We start from the raw sequence: 18,488 nt of genomic DNA, 5'->3' as shown, positions 1-18,488 counted from the left end.
AGGACGACGCCGGTCGGCGTCATGGCTTCATCGGCTCCCAACCAACGGTGCTCGGAACCGCACCGCCCTCCGCGTAGTCGAGGCACGCGTCGACCGCCTCCTCAAAGGAGAAAAGGAGCCTGTCGCCGCCGCCCGGCGGCATGCCCGACCTCACCGCACGGAAATGCTCCCGTCGACCGCCCTCGCGCTTCTCCAGGGCGAAGCCGCCATCGCGCGCGGTCGCCTGCATGCAGACCTCCGAGCGCCGCTCGAGGATCAGGACGCCGCCATCCGCCATCTCGAGCAAATGGTCGTAGAGAGTCGCCGCCGTCACCGGCCCTTTTCGTCTGTGTCCATCGACATCGAGCGTGATGTCGATGGCGGCGTCCTCCAGAAGCCGGCTCATCCGCGCGGACTGGCCGGACACGGTGACCACATCAGTCAGAAATCGAACAAGCGGCTCGGCCTCGCGGCGATCGGCGTGCCCCCACCAGAGCGTCAAGCCCAAGCCCAGCATCAGGACGATGCCCCAGCCCACCGCCCAGGTGGTCGTACCTTGCCCGGCCTGCACCGCGCCGATCATGCTGATCAAGATCGCTGGGCCGAGCAGGACCATCAGTGCGATCCCGTTCAGGTCAGAGCCGGCCCGCCCCGAAATCCTGCTCCCGAAACCGTCGCTGGAGATCACGGCCAACAGGATCGGCCCTCGACTGTCGAGCGCCGAACGCCAGAGGCAAATGAATGGACCAATCATCCAGCCGCGCGAGCCGTCGATCGGATCGAACCATCCCCTCCAGCGACGACGGATCGCGCTTCGCACGGCGCGCGGCGTCATCTGAGATCGGATGTCGACGGCGTATCCGAACGGTTGGAAGGCCATCAGAGCGTTTCGCCCCGCCGCCGAACCTGACTCAAGCCGCGCTGGACCTGCGCTGGCGCAAGCACGCGCCCATTGCGCCAAACCCGCAGATCAGCAACGCCCAGGTCGTCGGCTCGGGAACCGGGCTCGCCAGACCCACGAACTGGGCCGTCCCGAAGTAGTTGACCTGTGCGACCGGGTTGTAGGTCCCCGTCACCGTGTCGTGGATCGAGGCGCTCCCCCACTCGACCCAGTAGAGAGGCCCGGCATGCATGAGCAGCCGCGCGACCCCTGCTTCGTCCAGCAAACCCGTGTCGTCGATCGGGTAGGCGCCATGCCCGCTCATCGCCCGGATGTAGTACTTTTCAAGGAACTTCCCGCCGCCCAGATCAACGGACGTCCTGACCTCATCTCCAATCGAAAAGGTGAACGATCCGACGGGCGCAGATACGCCATCGTATTCAAAGGTCTTTGTCACACCATACGACGAACTGTGGGGTCCGGTTAGTCCCACAAGGTCCATGATGGGAGCGGTCAGCGGCGAGTACCCGGGCGCGCCCGTCCCGAAGTCATAGTGCATATAGGCCGTATGACCCGGACCATTGCTGGCCTGGAAGAAGCCAGGGTTTGGGGCGACTTCCCAGTTTTGCTGGAAGTGAAACGGCGAGCACGACGGATCAACACCCCCCACACCGCGCCGCTCGTCGACCGATACATCGAAGACCAAGGTCGCCGCGCTTGCGACGCTCGCGCACGCCATGCCCCACGACGCGACGGCCAATCCCAACAGCAAGCGCTTCATCATATTCTCCCCAAACTCGGGGAACGTTACCTATGCGGGTAACAAATGGCCAACCACAACTCAAGCTAACGGCACGTCGAACACCAGCAGCCCCGGCGCGTCCAGCGGCAGCTGCGCCACCACCACGCCGTCCGGGCCCAGCACCGCCGTCGGCCCCCAGCCGACCAGCCCGTCGCGCTCGCCGGTGACGTCGGCCGACAGCAGCCATAGGCCGGTCTCGCGGCAGCGCTCGCCGCGCACCGCATTGTGCTTGTCGCGCCACTCGATCGCCGCCGGACGCGGCAGCATGTTGTTGGCCGGGCACAGCAACAGCGAAGCGCCCTGCTGCGCCACCTCCGCCGCCGCCTCGGCGAAGTTGGTGTCGAAGCAGATGTTGATCCCGAAGCGCAGCCCATCGACCTCGAAGGTCGCGGCGCCCTCGCCCGGCCGGAAGCAGCGCTCGCGCCCCAGCAGATGGCGCTTGCGATAGCGCCCCACCAACGCCCGGCGATGGAGCACCGCGGCGGTGTTGTAGAGGTCCTCGCCCTCGGCCTCGATCAGACCGACCACGAGCATCGGGCCGTCTTCGGGCAGCGCCGCCAACAGCCGCGCGAACCGCGATCCAGCCAGATCCAGCGCCGCCCCCCGGGCGCGCTCGGCGTCTGTCAGATAGCCCTGAAGAAAGCCTTCGGGAAAACACAGCAGCGACGCGCCCCGCGCCTGCTCGGTCACCTCCAGCAGGTAGGCGAAAGCCGCGTCGAGATCGTCCACGAACTCCGGCGTCTGCGCCGCGGCGACGCGCACCATCGCGGCTACCCCGCCGGGGCCAGTTCCCGCACCCAGATATTGCGGAAGCTGATCGGCTCGCTCGGGTCGCGGTGGGCCTGCAGCTTGATCGGCGACTTGCCGTGCGCCTTGTACTTGGGCTTGCCGATGAACACCGTCTCGCCGGTCAGCTCGACATGGTCCTGCACCAGCACCCCGTTGTGCAGCAGCGTGACCCGCGCGGGCTTAACCAGCGCCCCGTCCGCGCCGAACACCGGCGCGCGCCAGATCACGTCATAGGTCTGCCATTCACCCGGCTTGCGCATGGCGTTGGCCAGCGGCGGACGCTGCTTGTAGATGCTGGCGGCCTGGCCGTTGACGTAGGTCGGGTTCTGGTAGGAATCGAGGATCTGGATCTCGTAGCCGGCGTCGCCGCTGCCCGTGGACGCGAGGAACAGGCCGCCGTTGCCGCGCGCCTGGCCCTCGCCGGTGATGTTCGCCGGAACCCGCCACTCGATGTGCAGCTGGTAGTCGCCGAAGCTCTGCTTGGTCTCGATGTTGCCAGCCGCCTTGTTCACGGTCAGCACGCCATCGGCCACCGTCCACCCGGCCGGCGACTTGTCCTTGGTCGCCACCCATTGCGACAGGTCCGTGCCGTCGAACAGCACCAGCGCATCGGCCGGCGCCGCCCCGGCTTGCGCGCCCGGCGCCACGACGGGCGGTACAGGCGTCCAGACTTCAGTGTCCTTGGGCAACAGTTGCGCTCCGCAGGCGGTCCCCACCGACAGCGCGGCCAGCGCAGTCAGCGCCGCGAACCTTATCTTCATGGCTAGCGTCCTCCCAGCCCGGTCTTTCTTGGACCGCGCCGCCGCGCCTCGTCCAGCGCCGCCTGCGCGATCGGCGCCATCACCGCGTAGCCGGCGCGGTTGGGGTGCACGAAGTCCTTGCTGAAGGCCGGGCGCATCGCCCCCGCCTCCGTCGCCATCGCACTGTGATAGTCGGCGAAGGCGTAGCCGCGCTCGGCCGCGAACGCCTTCAGCCAGGCGTTCAGCTCGCCGATCTGCGCCGCCGGCTTCAGTTGCGCGCGCCACAGGAAGCGGTCGGCGGGCGGGATCGCGCCGATCGCCACGGCGATGCCGTTCGCATCAGAAATGTCCGCCATCGCCCTGATATTGTTCTTGAAATCCTCGGGTCGATTGGGCCCCAGATTGCCCGCCACGTCGTTCGTGCCAGCCAGGATGTGCACGACCTTCGGCTTCAACGCGACGACGTCGGCCGAGAACCGCAACAGCATCTGGCCGCTGGTCTGGCCGCTGATCCCGCGGTCGAGCCGCGCGGCGCTGAAGAAGCCCGGATCGGCCACCATCCAGAGCTCGGTGATCGAGTCGCCCATGAACACCGCCTCGACGTTGCGCGCCGCCGCGTTCTCGGCGCGGTAGCGGCAGAGGTCGGCCCAATCGCGGGCCGCCTGCTCGGCCTTGGCCTTCTCGTTCGCGGCCCCACGCGCCGGGTCCATCACCTTGGCCAGCAGCGCTGGCGGAAACGGCGCGTCGGCGACCATCGCCTCGGAGAGATCCTTGCCCAGCGGGTCCGGCGCGGCGGGCGGCGGACATGGATCGGCGACCATGCCGATCGGCGCGGCGGCCGCGCCGCCTCCCAGCGCCAGGGCTATCGCCCCGGCCAGCAGCAGCCTCATGCCGTCTCTCCCCCGTGCAGCGTTTCCATCAGCTTGCGCAGCAGCAGGATCGACTCGCGCACGTCGCCGACATCGGGCTCCAACACCTGCGAGATCGACAGCCCGCGCACCGCCCAGACGATCAGGCGCATCTCCGCCGGCGCGGCGGCGTAACTCCGGTCGAACCACTTGATCAGCCGCCGCCGCGACTCCTTGGAGATCCGCGCCAGCACCGGGGCCAGGCGCTCGGTCATCGCCGGGTCGCTGCGCGAACCTTGCAGGATCTCCAGCACCGCCACCCCGGCCGGACGGCTCAGCGTCTCCCAGATCGCCTCGGGGATCGCGAACACCCGCGCCTTCGGGTCGGCGATGGCGCCGAACCGGGCGTCATAGAGATCCATCTCCTCCTCGAACGCCGCCTCCACCACCGCCACCATCAGATCGGCGCGGGTCGGGAACTGGTGCAGCATCGCCCCGCGGCTGCCCGACCGCTGGGCCACCAGCGATGTGGTGGTCGCCGAATAACCCTCGGTGTGCAGGCAGTCGATCGCCGTCGCCAGCACCTTGGCCCGCGTCCTGGCGGTGCGCTCGGCTTGGGTCATGCGGCGCGGACGGTCGGTCATCGGGTCTCGTGATTCTGGACGGATCAGCGGCGCACTATCCGGGCGCCGCCCGGCGTTCGGCAAGGCTCGGCCGTCACTTACATGCAGTATTGACCGGATGTAAGTCGCCAGCTTAGGTTCAGGGCGACTCCGGGGCATCGGGTCGGGCTTCCAAGACAGCGCCGCCGCTGCGCGGCCGCACGTCCCAGTACAGCGACGTCGTCGTCACCCCCTGCGCGCCCGCGCTCGGCCAGTGATGATAACGATTACACAAGAACACCACACGGCGACCGGGTTGGCCGCCACGAAGAAAATTTGGGGAGAAAACATGCTGATCTCTGCACGCCGCGCCCTCATGGCGTCCTCTGCGCTCGTCCTGCTGGCCGCCTCGCCGGCCGCCGCCCAGTCGAACGACAGCGGCCTGCTGGCCGAACTCGTCGTCACCGCCCAGAAGCGGGCCGAGAACGTCCAGGACATCCCCAAGCCGGTCCAGGTCGTCGGCGCCGGCGAGCTGGCCCAGAACAACGTCACCGAGATCGCCGACCTCAAGAAGCTGGTGCCCTCGATCTCCGGCACGGGCCTCTCGATCCGCGGCGTCGCCACCTCGGCCTCCAGCATCGGGGCCGAGAACAAGGTCGGCGTCACCCTCGACGACGTGCCGCAGCCCTCGCGCGCCACCCTGGCCAACAACCTCATCGACATCGAGCGGGTCGAGGTGCTGCCCGGTCCGCAGGGTACGCTGTCGGGCCGCAACGCCACCGGCGGCCTGATCAACCTGGTCACCCGCTCGCCGTCCAGCACCTGGACCGGCTTCGGCACGGCGATGATCACCGACGACGGCGAGCGGCAATTCGGCGCCTTCGTCTCCGGCCCGATCAACGACTGGGCCGCGTTCAGCCTCTCGGCCTATTCGCGCCACACCAAGGGCGTGCTGACCAACCTGACCACCGGGACCGACACCTATTCCGAGGTCAACGGGATCCGCGGCAAGCTGGAGCTGACCCCGACCGAGGAACTGACCATCACGATCACCGGCTTCCACCAGCAGCGGAACGCCGTCGAACAGGGCCTGGGCGCGTTGATCCTGGGCTACTCGTCGGTGCCGACCTCGCAGATCTTCACGCCCTACGATTTCAACTTCCCCAAGCGGCCCTATTCGGAGCTGCGCCCCGCCCCGCTGTCGTTCGACCTCGACGGCTTCGTCTCGCCGCGCGACTCCAAGAGCCGCACCATGGACGACGGCGGCGTGCTGCGCTTCGACTACGACCTTGGCCCCGCCACCCTGACCTCGATCACCTCGTTCCTGCGCGAGACCAACCCGGCCACCACCGACCTGACCGCCTCGACCCTGGTCAACATGGCCATGCGGCCCGACTTCGACGGCTTCGCGCACATCTATAACAAGACCAAGTACGTGACCCAGGAGGTCCGCCTGACCTCCAGCGGCGACGGTCCGCTGCAGTACGTGGCCGGCGCGTTCTACTCGAACACCGAGAACACCTACGACTACACCCGCTTCCTGCTGCCGGTGGACTGGCATCGGGTGTTCGGCCAGGAGGCCTTCGCGCTCTTCGGCCACGCCTCCTACAACGTCACCGACAAGCTCACCGTCATGGGCGGCCTGCGCTACGAGAAGGACAAGGTCGACTACACCTGGGTCTTCAACCCGATCCTGGCCACCAGCCGCCGGCTGGAGAACGGCATCACCATCCCGTTCCCGAAGATCAACGACCTGATCGTCTCCAAGGGCGACGACAGCGGCGACTACGTGAACTACGACGCCTCGGTCCAGTACCACCTGACCGACAACGTCATGGCCTATGTCACCTACGGCAAGGCCTCGCAGGGGCCGGTCTACGACGCCGAGGACAACACCGTGGCCATGGTCGGCACGCTCAAGACCCTGGATCCGGAAAAGGTGAAAGCCGTCGAGGCGGGCCTGAAGACCGAGTGGTTCGATCGGCGCATGACGCTGAACGTCAACTACTTCGACAGCCGCTACGAGAACTACCAGCTGCAGACGATCCTCTACGACGCCACCCAGGCCAACACGATCCCGGTGCTCAAGCTGGCGTCGGTCGGCGAGGTCCGCACCCATGGGGTCGAAGTCTCGGCCGCCGCCGTCGTCACCGACGACTTCCGCCTCAACGCGGCGGTCTCCTACACCGACGCCAAGATCGAATCCTTCCCCTACGCCCCCTGCTACACCGGCCAGACTGCGGCCCAGGGTTGCGAAACCATCGTGGTGCCGGGCGAGACGGTGGCGCGTCCGGTGCAGCGCGACCTGGCCGGCCACCAGCTGGCCAGCGCTCCCGAGTGGCGCGGCACGGTCAGCGGCTCGTACACGTTCCGCCAGGTGCTGGGCGACTACGACATCGTGCTGAACGGCACGGTCCGCGCCCAGAGCAAGTCCAACACCGACCTGCTCGGCGACCCGGCCAAGAACCTCGCCGCCACCACCTTCGTCGACGCCGGCGTCAGCTTCACCAACGGGACCTACAAGCTCGACCTGCTGGCCAACAATCTCTTCGAGGAGAGCGCCGAGACCTACGGCACCACGCTGGGGATCTTCCTGCCGCCGGCCGGCACGGTGATCCGCACCCGCACCGGCATCAGCCGCGACAACACCCGCTACTTCGGGGTCCGATTCACCGCCAACTACTAGCTCCCGCCCGTCCCTGACAGCGGCGCGGCGGGTCTTCCCCCGACGCGCTGCCCTTGGTCCGGCCATGCCCCCGGACCGCCTGGCGGCGGTTGCTCCCCTGCACCGCCGCCAGGGTTATTTTCACCAGAGGCCGTCCATGCCGATCCGCCCTGCCGCCCTCGCCGCCGCCTGCGTGCTCGCCCTGCTGGGCGCCGGGCCCGCCGGCGCCGTCTCGCTGACTCCGCTGCCGCAGTCGGTGACCGAGCACGAGGGCGCCCTGCCGGTCGCCAGCCGCTTCGCCATCACCTGGACCGGCTGCCGCGACCCGATGCTCGAGCGCGCCGCCGAGCGCTTCCAGCGCGACCTCGGCCGCCTCACCGGCATCGAGACCTTCGCCGCCGGCGGTCCCACGCTCGAGATATCCTGCGCCGCCGCCGATCCCGGCGCCCTCACCCTGCAGGCGCGCGAGGGCTATCGCCTTCAGGTCGCGCCGCGCGGCGTGGCGCTGCAGGCCGACGGCCCGGTCGGCGTGCTGCGCGGCCTGGCCACCCTGCGCCAGTTGCTGGAGACCGACGCCGACGGCGCCGCCTCCCTCCCCCTGGTCTCCATCGACGACAAGCCGCGCTTCGCCTGGCGCGGGGTGATGATCGACACCGCCCGCCACTTCATGAGCGTGGCGACCATCAAGCGCCAGATCGACGCCATGGAGCAGGTTAAGCTCAACGTCCTGCACCTGCACCTCAGCGACAACGAGGCCTTCCGCGTCGAGAGTCGCCGCTATCCGCGCCTGCACGAGGTCGCCGGCCACGGCCAGTTCTATACCCAGGCTGAAATCCGCGAGCTGATCACCTATGCCGCCGATCGCGGCGTGCGCGTGGTGCCGGAGTTCGACGTTCCCGGCCACGCCCGGGCCATGACCCTGGCCTATCCGGAGCTCGCCTCCAACCCGACCGCCGCCGCCGCGGGCGCCCAGGTGCTGAGCCCCGCCAAGGAAGACACCTACCGCTTCGTCACCCGGCTGTTCGACGAGATGGCCGGCCTGTTCCCCGACGCCTACTTCCACATCGGCGGCGACGAGGTCCCCGACGACGCCTGGGCCGGCGATCTCGAGGTCGAGGCGCTGAAGACCGCCCAGGGCCTGAAGACCAAAGCCGAGGTCGAGGCGCACTCCCACCGCCGCATCCACCAGGCCCTGACCCGCCGCGGCAAGATCGTCGTCGGCTGGGAAGAGGTCATCGACACCGGGACCCTGCCGCGCGACATCGTCGTCCAGGCCTGGCGCACCTCCAACGCCACCAGCCGCGCCACCGCGCTCGGCCACAGGACCATCGTCTCGGCCGGCTCCTATCTCGACCTCCTGAACACCGCGGCGTTCCACTACGGCTTCGACCCGCTCGACACCTCGACCGCCGGCATGAGCCCGGCGGACGCCGAGGCCGCCCGCAAGCTGCACCCGCTGGTCGGCCGCTTCGTCACCGACGGCGTCATCGTCCAGCCGATGGCCCCGCTCACCCCGCAGCAGGAAGCCCTGGTGATCGGCGGCGAGGCCCCGATCTGGGCCGAGCTGATCAGCGACGAGATGCTCGACAATCGCCTCTGGCCTCGCGCCGCGGCCCTGGCCGAGCGCTTCTGGTCGCCCAAGGACGTGCGCGACGTCCCCGACATGTACCTTCGCCTCGCCGTTCAGCAGGACCGCCTGCGCCGGCTCGGCTTGCAGGACCAGGCCGCCCGCGCCCGCATGGCCTCGCGCCTGGCCCCGGGCGCCTCCGAGCCGCTGATGGTCTTCCTCGACCTGGTCGGCCCGGTCCGCCACATGGCCCACGACAAGCGCGTGCCCGCCGCCATCGCCGGCAAGAAGATCGTGCAGCACCTGACCGCCTTGGCCGACGCCGCCCCGGTCGACAGCCTCGTCGCCCGCGCCTTCGTCGCCGGGGCCGAGCGCGCCGCCGCCGGCGAGGCCGCCGACCGCGCCGCCGTCCGCGCCGACTTCGCAGTCTGGAGCGCCAACCATCAGCGCATCGTCGCGGTCGCGCAGGATCACCCCGCCGTGCGCGAAGCCCTGCCGATCTCGGCCGACATCGCCGAAATGGCCGCCGTCGGAACCGCGGCCCTCGACGCCCTGGAGGCCGGCAAGCCGCTCTCGCCCGACGTCGCGGCCCGTGCGAAAGCCGTCCTCGACCGCGCCGACGCCTTCGAGGCCGCCTCCGCCCGGCCGATCTTCTCGTTCTTCGGCAAGCGCCCGCCCGCCGACCTGCTGATCATGGTCACGCCGGGCGTGCGGCGGCTGGTGGAGGCGGCCGGGGGCTAGACCGCCGCGAGCGCGGCTTGCAGGTCAGGCAGCATCGGCGTCCGGCGTAGGCGCACGCCTGTCGCGGCGAAAATCGCGTTGGCCAGGGCCGGCGCGAGCGGCGGCACGCCCGGCTCGCCCAGGCCATTGGGAGGCTCAGGCGACTCGATGAAGCTCACGTCGATGCGCCGGGCGGCGCCGTCCATGCGCAGCATCTCGTAGTCGCTGAAGTTCCGCTGCTCGACCTGGCCGTCGCGCACGGTGATCGCTTGGCCCAGCGCCGCCGACAGGCCGTCGTTGATGCTGCCTTCGATCTGCGCGCGCGCTCCGTTTGGATTGATGATCAGGCCGGCGTCGACCGCCGCGGTGACCCGGTCGATGCGCAAGCGGCCCCCTTCGACGCTCACCTCGACGACCTCAGCGACATAGCTTTCGAACGTGAAGTGCGCCGCAAATCCGCGCCCGCGGCCCTTGGGCATCGGCTCGCCCCATCCGGACGCCTCGGCCGCCCGGCGGATGACCGCCGCGTAGCGCGCAGTGTCGAAGGTTCGGCGCGGCATCTGCGGCAGATACATGTAGCTGTGGGCGCCGCCGGTCCCGATCATGTCAAGGCGCAGCTCGACCGGATCTCGGTTCGACGCGACCGCGATCTCATCAAGGAAGCACTCGATCGCGAAAGCGTTGACGACGTGGCCTGGCCCGCGCCAGGCGCCGCGCGGGGCCGCCGACGGCAACAGGTGGTATTCGACCTCCATGTTCGGGACGTGGCCCGCCGGAAAGCCGTCGGGATAGTACTCGGTCAGCCGCGGCGCCAGGTCGCCGGCCGCCCCCGCCAGCCGTGAATGCGTCGCCAGGCGGTGCCGCCAACCCAGAATGCGGCCGCCAGGGGCCACCGCGGCATCGAGGATGTGACAGGCCCCAGGTCGGTAGAGATCGTGCTGCAGGTCGTCGTCACGGGTCCAGACGAGCTTGACCGGGCGCCTCACCGCGTTGGCGATGATGGCCGCTTCAGCGACCATGTCCTGGTCGAATTTCCGGCCGAACCCTCCCCCCATGCGGGCGAGCGTGACGTCGATCTGCAACGGGTCGATGCCGGTGACCGTTGCGATCGTCGCCGCGGCCACGTCCGGCGCCTGGGTCGCCAGGATCGCGCAGGCGCGCTTGCCGTCCGGATCGACCGAAACGATGGCGTTCGGCGGCTCCATGCAGGCGTGGGCGACCATGGCCGCCTCATACCGGGCGCTGACCGTTTTCAGGGAGCGCAAGTTGGCGAAGTCGCCGTCCTTGCGGACCACGTCGCCGGGGGTCGACTCCATTTTCGCCCAGGTGTCGGCATAGGCGCGCGCCGAGCTTTCGTCGGCCGCCGCTCCCGCCCCCCGGCTCCAGGTGATCTTGAGCGCGTCACTGGCCTGCAACGCCTCCCAGAACGACATGGCCACAACGGCGACGCCCGCCGCCAACGGCGTGCTTTGCGGGGCCAGGGGCGGCGCCGGCGCATCGGCGACGGGGATCGGCACGATCGCGACAACCCCCGCAAGTTTGAGGGCGTGGGCCTCGTCCAGGGTGGCGACCTTGCCGCCGAGATAGGGACAGCGCGCGACGACCGCATGCAGCATGCCCGGCATCTCCGCGTCGATCCCGAACAGCGCCTCGCCGCGGACGATCCGGTCCGCATCCAGGTGACGCTGCGGCTTGCCGATGACCGAGAACCGGTCCGGCGTTTTGAGGACGATCTCACCGATCGGTTCAGGGCGCTTCGCAGCCTCGCCGGCGAGTTCGCCATAGGTGGCGGCGGCGCCGGACGCAGCATGCCGCACGACGCCGTCCTCGGTTTTGAGTTCGCCCACCGGAAGACGCCAACGCTCGGCCGCCGCCTCGAGGATCATCAGCCGGGCGCGCGCGCCGGCCTGCCTGAGCGGCATGAAGCCGACCCTCACGCTGTTCGAGCCGCCGGCCGTGCTCTGGCCCGCGCCCAGGTGAGAGCGCGCTTGTCCCCGCGCGTTACGCGCCAGATGCAGGGGCATGGCTTGGATCGACACCCGCTCAAAGGGCACATCCAGCTCTTCTGCGATGAGCATCGGCAGGGCGGTCGACACCCCCTGCCCCATCTCGCCGACGTGGCAGCCGATCGTCACCGCGCCGTCGGCGTCGATACGAACGAAGGGCCCGATCTCACCGACGAAACGGGCGGTCGCGCTGGCCGCCTGCGGGCGGGCGAACACCAGCAGGGCCCCGGCCCCGGCCGCCGCCTTCAGCAGGTCGCGCCGGGAGGTCGTCAGCGGCGACGCGCTCATGCGGCGCCCTGCTTCATGAGCTTGGCCGCACGGTGGATGGCGGTCCGGATGCGCGTGTAGGTGCCGCACCGGCAAAGATTGGTGATCTGGGCGTCGATCTGCTCGTCAGACGGGCTCGGCGTTTCAGCCAGCAGGCTGGCGACCGCCATGATCTGGCCGGCCTGGCAGTACCCGCATTGGGCGACGTCCTCTTCGATCCAGGCCTGCTGCACGGGATGGAGCGTTCCCTTCGCCGCGAGCCCCTCGATGGTGGTGACCAAGCTCTGGCCAACGGCGTTGACCGGAGTGACGCAGGCGCGAACGGCCTGGCCATCGATATGAACCGTGCACGCCCCGCAGGCGCCGATGCCACAGCCGTACTTCGGCCCCTTGAGGCCGAGCTGCTCTCGCAGCACCCACAGAAGCGGTTGGTCGGGCGGCGCGTCGACCCGTCGGGTCTGGCCGTTTATGCGAAGGGCGAAGGTCATCGGGGGCCGGGAATGCTGCGACGGAATAGGTCCCTGAAGCGCGCATCCGGCCGGCTCGACAACGCCGGTTTCCGCGAATAGCGTTCGCTTTTCGCCAATGCCGAACGATGATCTCGATTCCCCGCCGAACCTGGACCTCTCCGTTCTTCATCAGCGTCTACGGCGCGATCGCTCTGGTGGTGTTTCTGGGGTTCGCTGGGCCGTTCGGCTCCTTTCAGTCGCTGGCGTCCCCGCAACGCTACGCCTACTGGTTCGGCCTTGTGACGATGGGCTACGTGCTGGCGATCGCCACCGTGCAGATCCTTCGTCCCCTGGCGGCGTTCGCTCGCCTGCCCAAGGTCGCCGCGATCGCGGTCGTGGGATTGGTCTCGACCCTGCCGATGATGTTCGTCGTGGCCTGGACGCTCGACGTGGTCTTCGGACGCTCGACACCGCCGGCTCAGCTGGTGTCGCTCTATCTCTCGGTCGTGTCGGTTCAGCTGGTCATCGCCGCCATTGCGACATGGCGGTTTCTGGCCCCGCAGAAACCAACGCCCCCTGCCGACGACGTGAACACCGATCAGTTTTTCGACCGCGTTCCCGACCGCCTGGGACGGGACCTGTTGGCGCTCGAGGCGCAGGACCATTACTTGCTGGTCCACACACGCCGCGGCTCGGCGCTCATTCACATGCGGCTCAGCGAAGCCGTACAGATCCTGCCGCCCCAGCTTGGCTTTCAAGCGCACCGGGGCTGGTGGGTGGCCCGCAACGAGATCGCCAGGTTGCGCCGCGACGGACCTCAGACGCTCATCGAGCTGACCAGCGGCCTGACCGTGCCGGTCGGCAGAACCTACCTCGCCGCGGTCCGCTCAGGCCTCGAAGGCCATAGCGTCTAAAGGGCGCTCGCTCGCGGCATCCACGTCACGACACCGGCTCGGGCCCTACTCCCCTCGCGAGAGAGAGTGGCCATGCAGCGGGTCAAATTAGAGCGCCAGCACAGCAACGCCTCCTTAAGTTGCGACATGCCAGATTGCCGATGATGATTGTGGAGGCGCGGGGGCGTGATGGGGGCTAGCAAGCTGGTGACGAGCGATCGCGCAGCCGAGTCGCGTGGCGAAGCCGCGCGTCCGTTTCGGTATCCAAACTTCGACTGGCTGCGTATCGCCGCGGCCACGGCGGTCCTGTTCTCGCACGCGTTCCTGCTGGCCCAGGGAACTGAGGAAAACGAGCCCTGGCGTCAGCTGACCGGGACGATCCTCGGCATCTACGGGGTCGGCGTCTTCTTCGTCATCAGCGGCTTCCTGATCACCCGCAGCGCCTTCAACAGCAGGACGCTGCGCAGCTTCGCCGCGGCGCGAGCGCTACGGATCTATCCGGCGCTGGCGGCGTGCGCGGCCCTGACCAGCTTCGTTCTTGGCGTCAGCTTCACCAGCATGGAGCCCGCCCGCTTCCTCGCCGACCTCATTCCGCTGAAGCACACGATCAAGACGATCCTGCATCCCGGCACGCCCTACGACCTCGTCAGCGTGCGGTTCTATCCAGACGCCCTCGGCATGGGTCGAACGTTCAACGGCTCTCTATGGACGATCCCCCAGGAGCTGGCCTGCTACGTCATCATCGGACTGCTGCTCGTGCTTCGCCTGCTGCGCTGGCCGGTGATGGTCCTGCTGCTGCTACTGCTGACCCTGCCGGCGTTCGGCCTCTTGGACATCGACGCCGCGCCCGAACCGATCGGCAATTTCTTGCTGGTCGCGGCCTCGTTCTTCGCCGGCTCGCTGGTCTTCTTCGTTTGGACGCAAAAGCAGCACCTGCCGGCCTGGCCGCTGCTGCCCTGCGCCGCTGTCCTCGCCGTCGCGATCGCGACGAACCAGGGATTCGGCCTCTTCCCGCTCTATGGCGCCTATCCGCTGCTGATGTTCGCCACTGCCCAGCGCTGGCGCCTGCCTGACCTCAATGGGTTCGGCGACATTTCCTACGGCATGTATCTCTACGGCTGGCCCGTCCAGCAGACCTTTGTGGCGCTGGCCGGCGGCGTCGGCGCGATCTCCTGGAACGCCCTCTTCGCGCTCAGCACGCTCGTCGCGGCGCTGCTCGGCTACGCCTCCTGGCACCTCCTCGAAAAGCGCGCGCTACGCTGGAAGTCGCTGCTTCTGCGGCGCCCCGTCCCGCAGGCCGTCGCCGAACTCGGCTGACCGGCAAACATGCTCCTCTAAGGGCCGTGCAGGCGACAGCCGCGCCAGAGTTCGGCCCCCGGAGGAGTGCTTTGCCCCCTACTTCGCCACGCTGACAGGCGGCGGAGCGCTGAACGGCTTGACGTTCAGGTGCTGGTAGATCTCGGCCGGGTAGTAGGCGACGCCGCCGCGCATGGTCATGCGGATCTTGCGCACGTTGCTGATGTCGGCGGTCGGATCGCCCTCGACCAGGAAGAAGTCGGCCAGCTTGCCGCGCTCGATCGAGCCCAGCTGGTGGTCGCGGCCGAAGTACTTCTCACTGTCCAGCGTCGCCAAGCGCAGCGCCTTGCCCGGCGAAATGCCGGCCTTCACATAGACCTCCAGCTCGCGCAGCAGTGAGAAGCCGGTGCCGTCGTCGGTGCCCGGCAGCAGCTGGATGCCGCGATCGTCGAGCAGCTTCAGGGTCTCCAGCACCTTGGCGAAGCCGGCCTGGTATTCGGCGTCCTGGGCCGGGCCCGAGATGGTGACGAAGTTGCGCTTGCGGTAGCGCTGATAGCCGACCGGCACGTGGTCGATATAGGGCGCGTCGCCCTCCTGCACCTGGCCCGACCGCGACAGCATCAGCCGCTCGAGGATCATCGCCGTGGTGTCCAACGCCACGCCCTTTTCCTTCATCAGGGCGATCGTCGCCTGCACGTTCGGGGCGTTCAGGTCCAGGTCCTTGGCCCGCGCCATGCCGGTCAGCCGCAGCGGCGTGCGGGTGTCTTCCTTCGGATCGAGGATCCAGCCCAGCATCAGCTGGTTGATATGGGCGATGTCGTTGTAGCCGTCCTTGATCACCCTGTCAGGGCTCGAGAACGCCGGCACGTGACCGGTCACGCCCATGCCCAGGCGGTGCGCCTCGGCCGCGATCGGGGCCACCCAGTCGGGGTTCATCGAGTTGTAGATCTTGATCTGCCAGTAGCCGTGGTCGGCGTACCAGCGCACGTCCTTCAGCGCGCCCTCCAGGCTGTCGGCGATGAAGCCGTGGCGGGCCGAATAGGGGCTGCGGCCTTCGAGGAAGCCGTTGCGGACGATGCGCGGCCCGGCCAGCTTGCCGGTCTCCAGCCCGTCGATCCAGCCCAGCAGTTCCTCGTTGTAGTTGCCCTGGTCGCGGACCGCGGTGACCCCGGCCGCCAGGTTGAACAGGTTCGACTGCAGCGTGGTGTGCGAGTGCATGTCGTGCAGGCCGGGCACCAGCGTGCCGCCCTGCCCGTCGATCACCGTCTCGCCCTTCGGAACCGGACGGCTGGCGTCCTCCGGCTCGACGCTGGTGATCTGGTCCTTGAACACGGTCACGGTCGAGAGCCCGCCGACGGTCATGGTCTTGGGATCGAAGACCTTGACGTTGCGGATGCGCACCGGGGTCTCGAAGCGGTGGGCCAGCTTGGCCTGGGCCTCGACCGCTTCCTGCAGATCGACCTCGCGGCTCACCTTCTGCAGCTGCGGGATGTTGGCTTCCGCGCCCTCGCGGATCAGCCCGCCGTCCAGCGTGCCAAACAGCTCGCCCTTCTTGTCGATCAGCACGTAGCTCGGCGACAGGTCGATGCCCGACAGCTCATAGACCGTGACCGGGACCGCGGCCTTGCCCTCGCCCAGGGTCAGCTTGCGCACCTCCTTCAGCCGCATCTCGCCCGACGGCGCCAGCGGCAAGGTGTTGTTCGGGGCCTTCAGCAGCGCCTTCACATAGACGCCCAGCATCCACGGACTGGCGTCGTTGGCGGCGTAGAGGATCGGCTTGGCGGCCGCCACCTGGCCCTTGTCGGCCTGGCTGGTCCACTGCGCCTGGCCCGCGCTCCAGGCGAAGCGCTCCTGCACCGGGCTGCCGAACAGCGACGAGCCGTCGATCGACCAGCTCACCGGCACGCCCGAGGCGTCCAGCTCGATCGCCTCCTTGGCCTTGGGCCCGCGGCCGTTGTTGCTGACTGCATAGTCGACGGCGACCTTGCGGCCCTGCACGTCGGCGGTCAGGTGGCCGACCTTCTCGCCGTTGGCGATGACCACGAAGTTCTGCACCTCGGCCGCGGCCGGACCGACGAGACCGGCGGCCAGCGCCAGGGCGAGAAACGAAACGCGAGTGGAAACCATCGGGGGAGACTTCTTCTGACGAGCAACGATTTCCTTCGCCCCTCTGGGGAGAAGGTGGCGGGCGAAGCCCGCCGGATGAGGGGTTCCGGCGCGCCTGGCGAGCGCCGCGCTGACGAGAGGCCCTTGCCCCTCATCCGACCCGCTGCGCGGGCCACCTTCTCCCCGACGGGGAGAAGAAAGCTGATGCATGCCCCAGGCCACGCCTACGGCCGGACGAACTTGCGCACCGCCGCGCTCAGCGCCGCGTGGTTGCCGGGATCGGTGAACACCGAGTGGCCGCCGTCGAAATAGGCCGCGGTCAGCCGCTCGCCCGGCACGCCGGCCTGATCGAGGGCGTAGCGCGCGCCATAGGGCGGCGTGGTGACGTCGTAATAGCCGGCCGCCCAGAACAGCCGCATCTTCGGGCTGGCCTGCATGGCCTTGCCGAGCAGGCCATTGACGTCGGCCATGCCCTGGTGGTCCCAGGCCGAATTCACGTCGAGGTTCAGCGAGTTATAGGTCTCGGCTGTGCGGAACTTTAGGGTGTCCTTGTAGTAGGACTCCAGCGCGCTCATCCCCTTGGCGACCTTCAGCGCCCCGGTCGGCGCCGGCCCCGGCTCCCGCGGCGCGGCGTAGTTCATGCCCGGATCGTCATAGGGCGGCCGCTTGGCCGGAGCGTCGAGCCGCGCCGTGGCCCGCCCGTCCAGCTGGCCGGTGCGCAGGCCCTGGTCCTTGAGCAGGTTGAACATGAAGTCCTCGCGGCTCAGCCGCAGGTCCTTGGCGAGGATGAACTCGGCCGGCAGGCCGATCATCGCCGACATCTTCTCGGCCACCGCGCGCTTCTCGGCGGCCGGCAGGCTCGCGCCCTTGATCAGGGCGGTGACATAGGCCGTGCGGGCGAATTCGACCGCCTCGTCATGCACCTGCTGCACGCTGCGCCCGGCCCGGTCGACCTTGCCGTGATACCAGGCCGTGGTCGCGAAAGTCGGCAGGGTCGTCACGAACGGCATCTCGCGCCCGGGCGGATAGCCGACCAGCGCGAACAGCAGCACGCCGTCGAGCTTCAGGTCCGCCCCGATGTCGGCGACCAGCGCCGCGCGGGTGGTGCCATAGCTCTGGCCGAGCATGTAGCGCGGCGAGGCCTCGCGGCCGTTAGCCTTCAGCCACTGCGCCATCACCGTCTTGACCGAGGCGGCGTCCCCATCGCGGCTCCAGAACCGCTTGCCGTCGACGCCGGGCAGCGGCCGGCTGTAGCCGGTGCCGATCGGATCAATGAACACCAGGTCGACCGCGTCGAGGATGCTGTCGGGGTTGTCGACCATCAGCTGGTTCGGGCCGTCCTCGGTGCGCTTCTTGGGCCCGAACGCCCCGAAGTGCAGCGGCGTGGTCGAGGCTCCCGGCCCGCCGTTGAACAGGAACAGCACCGGCCGCTCAGCCGCCGCGACGCCCTCGCGGACATAGGCGGTGGTGACCAGCGATCCGGTTTGCGCGCCGGCCGCGTCGGTCAGAAGGGTCTCGGCGACGATGGCCTTGTAGGCGACCTTCTGGCCATTGAAGGTTCCGGTGTGCTTGGTCACAGCGACGACCGGCGCGCGGGCGGCGCTGGCGGCCGTCGGCTCGGCGCTGGCGGCGGCGGTTCCGCCGACGCTGATCGCGGTCAGGCAGGCTCCCAAGAGCATGGCCCGCAGGCTGGCGCGCATATCCGTTCCCCCGATGATCTCGACATAGGATAGCCGTACCGCGCAGAATATCTTTTCGAACTGTCGGACGCGGACCCTTGGCCGCACATAGGCTAGTCAGGTTCCTGCAAGGGCGCCGATAGCTTATGCCGCCGCGCCGATAGCTGCCGAAGGCGAAACGGGGCGTTGGATAGCTTGAT

Annotated in this window: 14 protein-coding genes; 4 read left to right on the top strand and 10 right to left on the bottom strand. The window is 68.7% G+C overall.

Features of this window, described 5'->3' with window-relative positions; translation table 11 throughout:
- Nucleotides 1-19 precede the first annotated feature (19 nt).
- Genes C0481_RS01220 through C0481_RS01195 form a run of 6 tightly spaced genes read right to left on the bottom strand, consistent with a single transcriptional unit; the run spans nucleotide 20 to nucleotide 4,682 of the window.
- The gene (locus C0481_RS01220) at nucleotides 20-859 is read right to left on the bottom strand and encodes a hypothetical protein (RefSeq protein WP_293399762.1); all 840 of its coding nucleotides are present in this window, start codon (nucleotides 857-859) and stop codon (nucleotides 20-22) included.
- 31 nt (nucleotides 860-890) lie between these two features.
- Entirely contained in the window at nucleotides 891-1,640 is a 750-nt protein-coding gene (locus C0481_RS01215; RefSeq protein ID WP_293399759.1) for a PEPxxWA-CTERM sorting domain-containing protein, read from the bottom strand.
- 60 nt (nucleotides 1,641-1,700) lie between these two features.
- On the bottom strand, nucleotides 1,701-2,426 hold the full coding sequence (locus tag C0481_RS01210) for a carbon-nitrogen hydrolase family protein (protein ID WP_293399757.1): 726 nt from the start codon (nucleotides 2,424-2,426) through the stop codon (nucleotides 1,701-1,703).
- 5 nt (nucleotides 2,427-2,431) lie between these two features.
- Nucleotides 2,432-3,211, bottom strand: a complete 780-nt coding sequence (locus tag C0481_RS01205) for a DUF1080 domain-containing protein (RefSeq protein ID WP_293399754.1) — start codon at nucleotides 3,209-3,211, stop codon at nucleotides 2,432-2,434.
- 2 nt (nucleotides 3,212-3,213) lie between these two features.
- Nucleotides 3,214-4,080, bottom strand: coding sequence for a GDSL-type esterase/lipase family protein (locus C0481_RS01200; protein ID WP_293399751.1), 867 nt, complete (start codon nucleotides 4,078-4,080; stop codon nucleotides 3,214-3,216).
- Entirely contained in the window at nucleotides 4,077-4,682 is a 606-nt protein-coding gene (locus tag C0481_RS01195; protein WP_293399748.1) for a TetR/AcrR family transcriptional regulator, read from the bottom strand. Before C0481_RS01195 ends, C0481_RS01200 begins: the two co-directional genes overlap by 4 nt.
- Before the next feature lie 307 nt (nucleotides 4,683-4,989).
- Here C0481_RS01195 and C0481_RS01190 point away from each other — a divergent pair, with 307 nt between their 5' ends.
- Together C0481_RS01190 and C0481_RS01185 are read left to right on the top strand one after the other, a co-directional pair.
- Nucleotides 4,990-7,326 carry a TonB-dependent receptor gene (locus C0481_RS01190; RefSeq protein ID WP_293399745.1) on the top strand — a complete coding sequence of 779 codons (2,337 nt, stop codon included), beginning with the start codon at nucleotides 4,990-4,992 and terminating at the stop codon, nucleotides 7,324-7,326.
- Nucleotides 7,327-7,462: 136 nt separating this feature from the next.
- A complete protein-coding gene (locus tag C0481_RS01185) occupies nucleotides 7,463-9,613 on the top strand; it encodes a family 20 glycosylhydrolase (RefSeq protein WP_293399742.1) in 2,151 nt (716 codons plus the stop codon).
- Here C0481_RS01185 and C0481_RS01180 read toward each other — a convergent pair.
- Both C0481_RS01180 and C0481_RS01175 read right to left on the bottom strand, forming a co-directional pair.
- On the bottom strand, nucleotides 9,610-11,886 hold the full coding sequence (locus C0481_RS01180) for a molybdopterin cofactor-binding domain-containing protein (RefSeq protein WP_293399740.1): 2,277 nt from the start codon (nucleotides 11,884-11,886) through the stop codon (nucleotides 9,610-9,612). The two genes, C0481_RS01185 and C0481_RS01180, sit on opposite strands and share 4 nt — an antisense overlap.
- Nucleotides 11,883-12,353, bottom strand: coding sequence for a (2Fe-2S)-binding protein (locus tag C0481_RS01175; RefSeq protein ID WP_293399738.1), 471 nt, complete (start codon nucleotides 12,351-12,353; stop codon nucleotides 11,883-11,885). Before C0481_RS01175 ends, C0481_RS01180 begins: the two co-directional genes overlap by 4 nt.
- A gap of 107 nt (nucleotides 12,354-12,460) precedes the next feature.
- On the opposite strand from C0481_RS01175, the gene C0481_RS01170 reads away from it, so the two are divergent.
- On the top strand, nucleotides 12,461-13,228 hold the full coding sequence (locus C0481_RS01170) for a LytTR family DNA-binding domain-containing protein (protein WP_293399736.1): 768 nt from the start codon (nucleotides 12,461-12,463) through the stop codon (nucleotides 13,226-13,228).
- Nucleotides 13,229-13,396: 168 nt separating this feature from the next.
- Nucleotides 13,397-14,524 (top strand): acyltransferase, encoded by a 1,128-nt coding sequence (locus C0481_RS01165; protein WP_293399733.1) that lies wholly within the window; start codon nucleotides 13,397-13,399, stop codon nucleotides 14,522-14,524.
- Between the two features lie 78 nt (nucleotides 14,525-14,602).
- Here the strand turns inward: C0481_RS01165 and C0481_RS01160 are convergent, their stop codons facing one another.
- Together C0481_RS01160 and C0481_RS01155 are read right to left on the bottom strand one after the other, a co-directional pair.
- Nucleotides 14,603-16,630: an amidohydrolase family protein gene (locus C0481_RS01160; protein WP_293399730.1), complete on the bottom strand. Its 2,028-nt coding sequence runs from the start codon at nucleotides 16,628-16,630 to the stop codon at nucleotides 14,603-14,605.
- A gap of 203 nt (nucleotides 16,631-16,833) precedes the next feature.
- Entirely contained in the window at nucleotides 16,834-18,309 is a 1,476-nt protein-coding gene (locus tag C0481_RS01155) for a peptidase S10 (RefSeq protein WP_293399728.1), read from the bottom strand.
- Nucleotides 18,310-18,488: the final 179 nt, after the last annotated feature.

The sequence above is a fragment of the Phenylobacterium sp. genome (assembly GCF_013822795.1).
GTDB lineage: Bacteria > Pseudomonadota > Alphaproteobacteria > Caulobacterales > Caulobacteraceae > Phenylobacterium.
The sequence above is the reverse complement of the archived record's forward strand: the minus strand, read 5'-3'. Positions and strand labels throughout refer to the sequence as shown.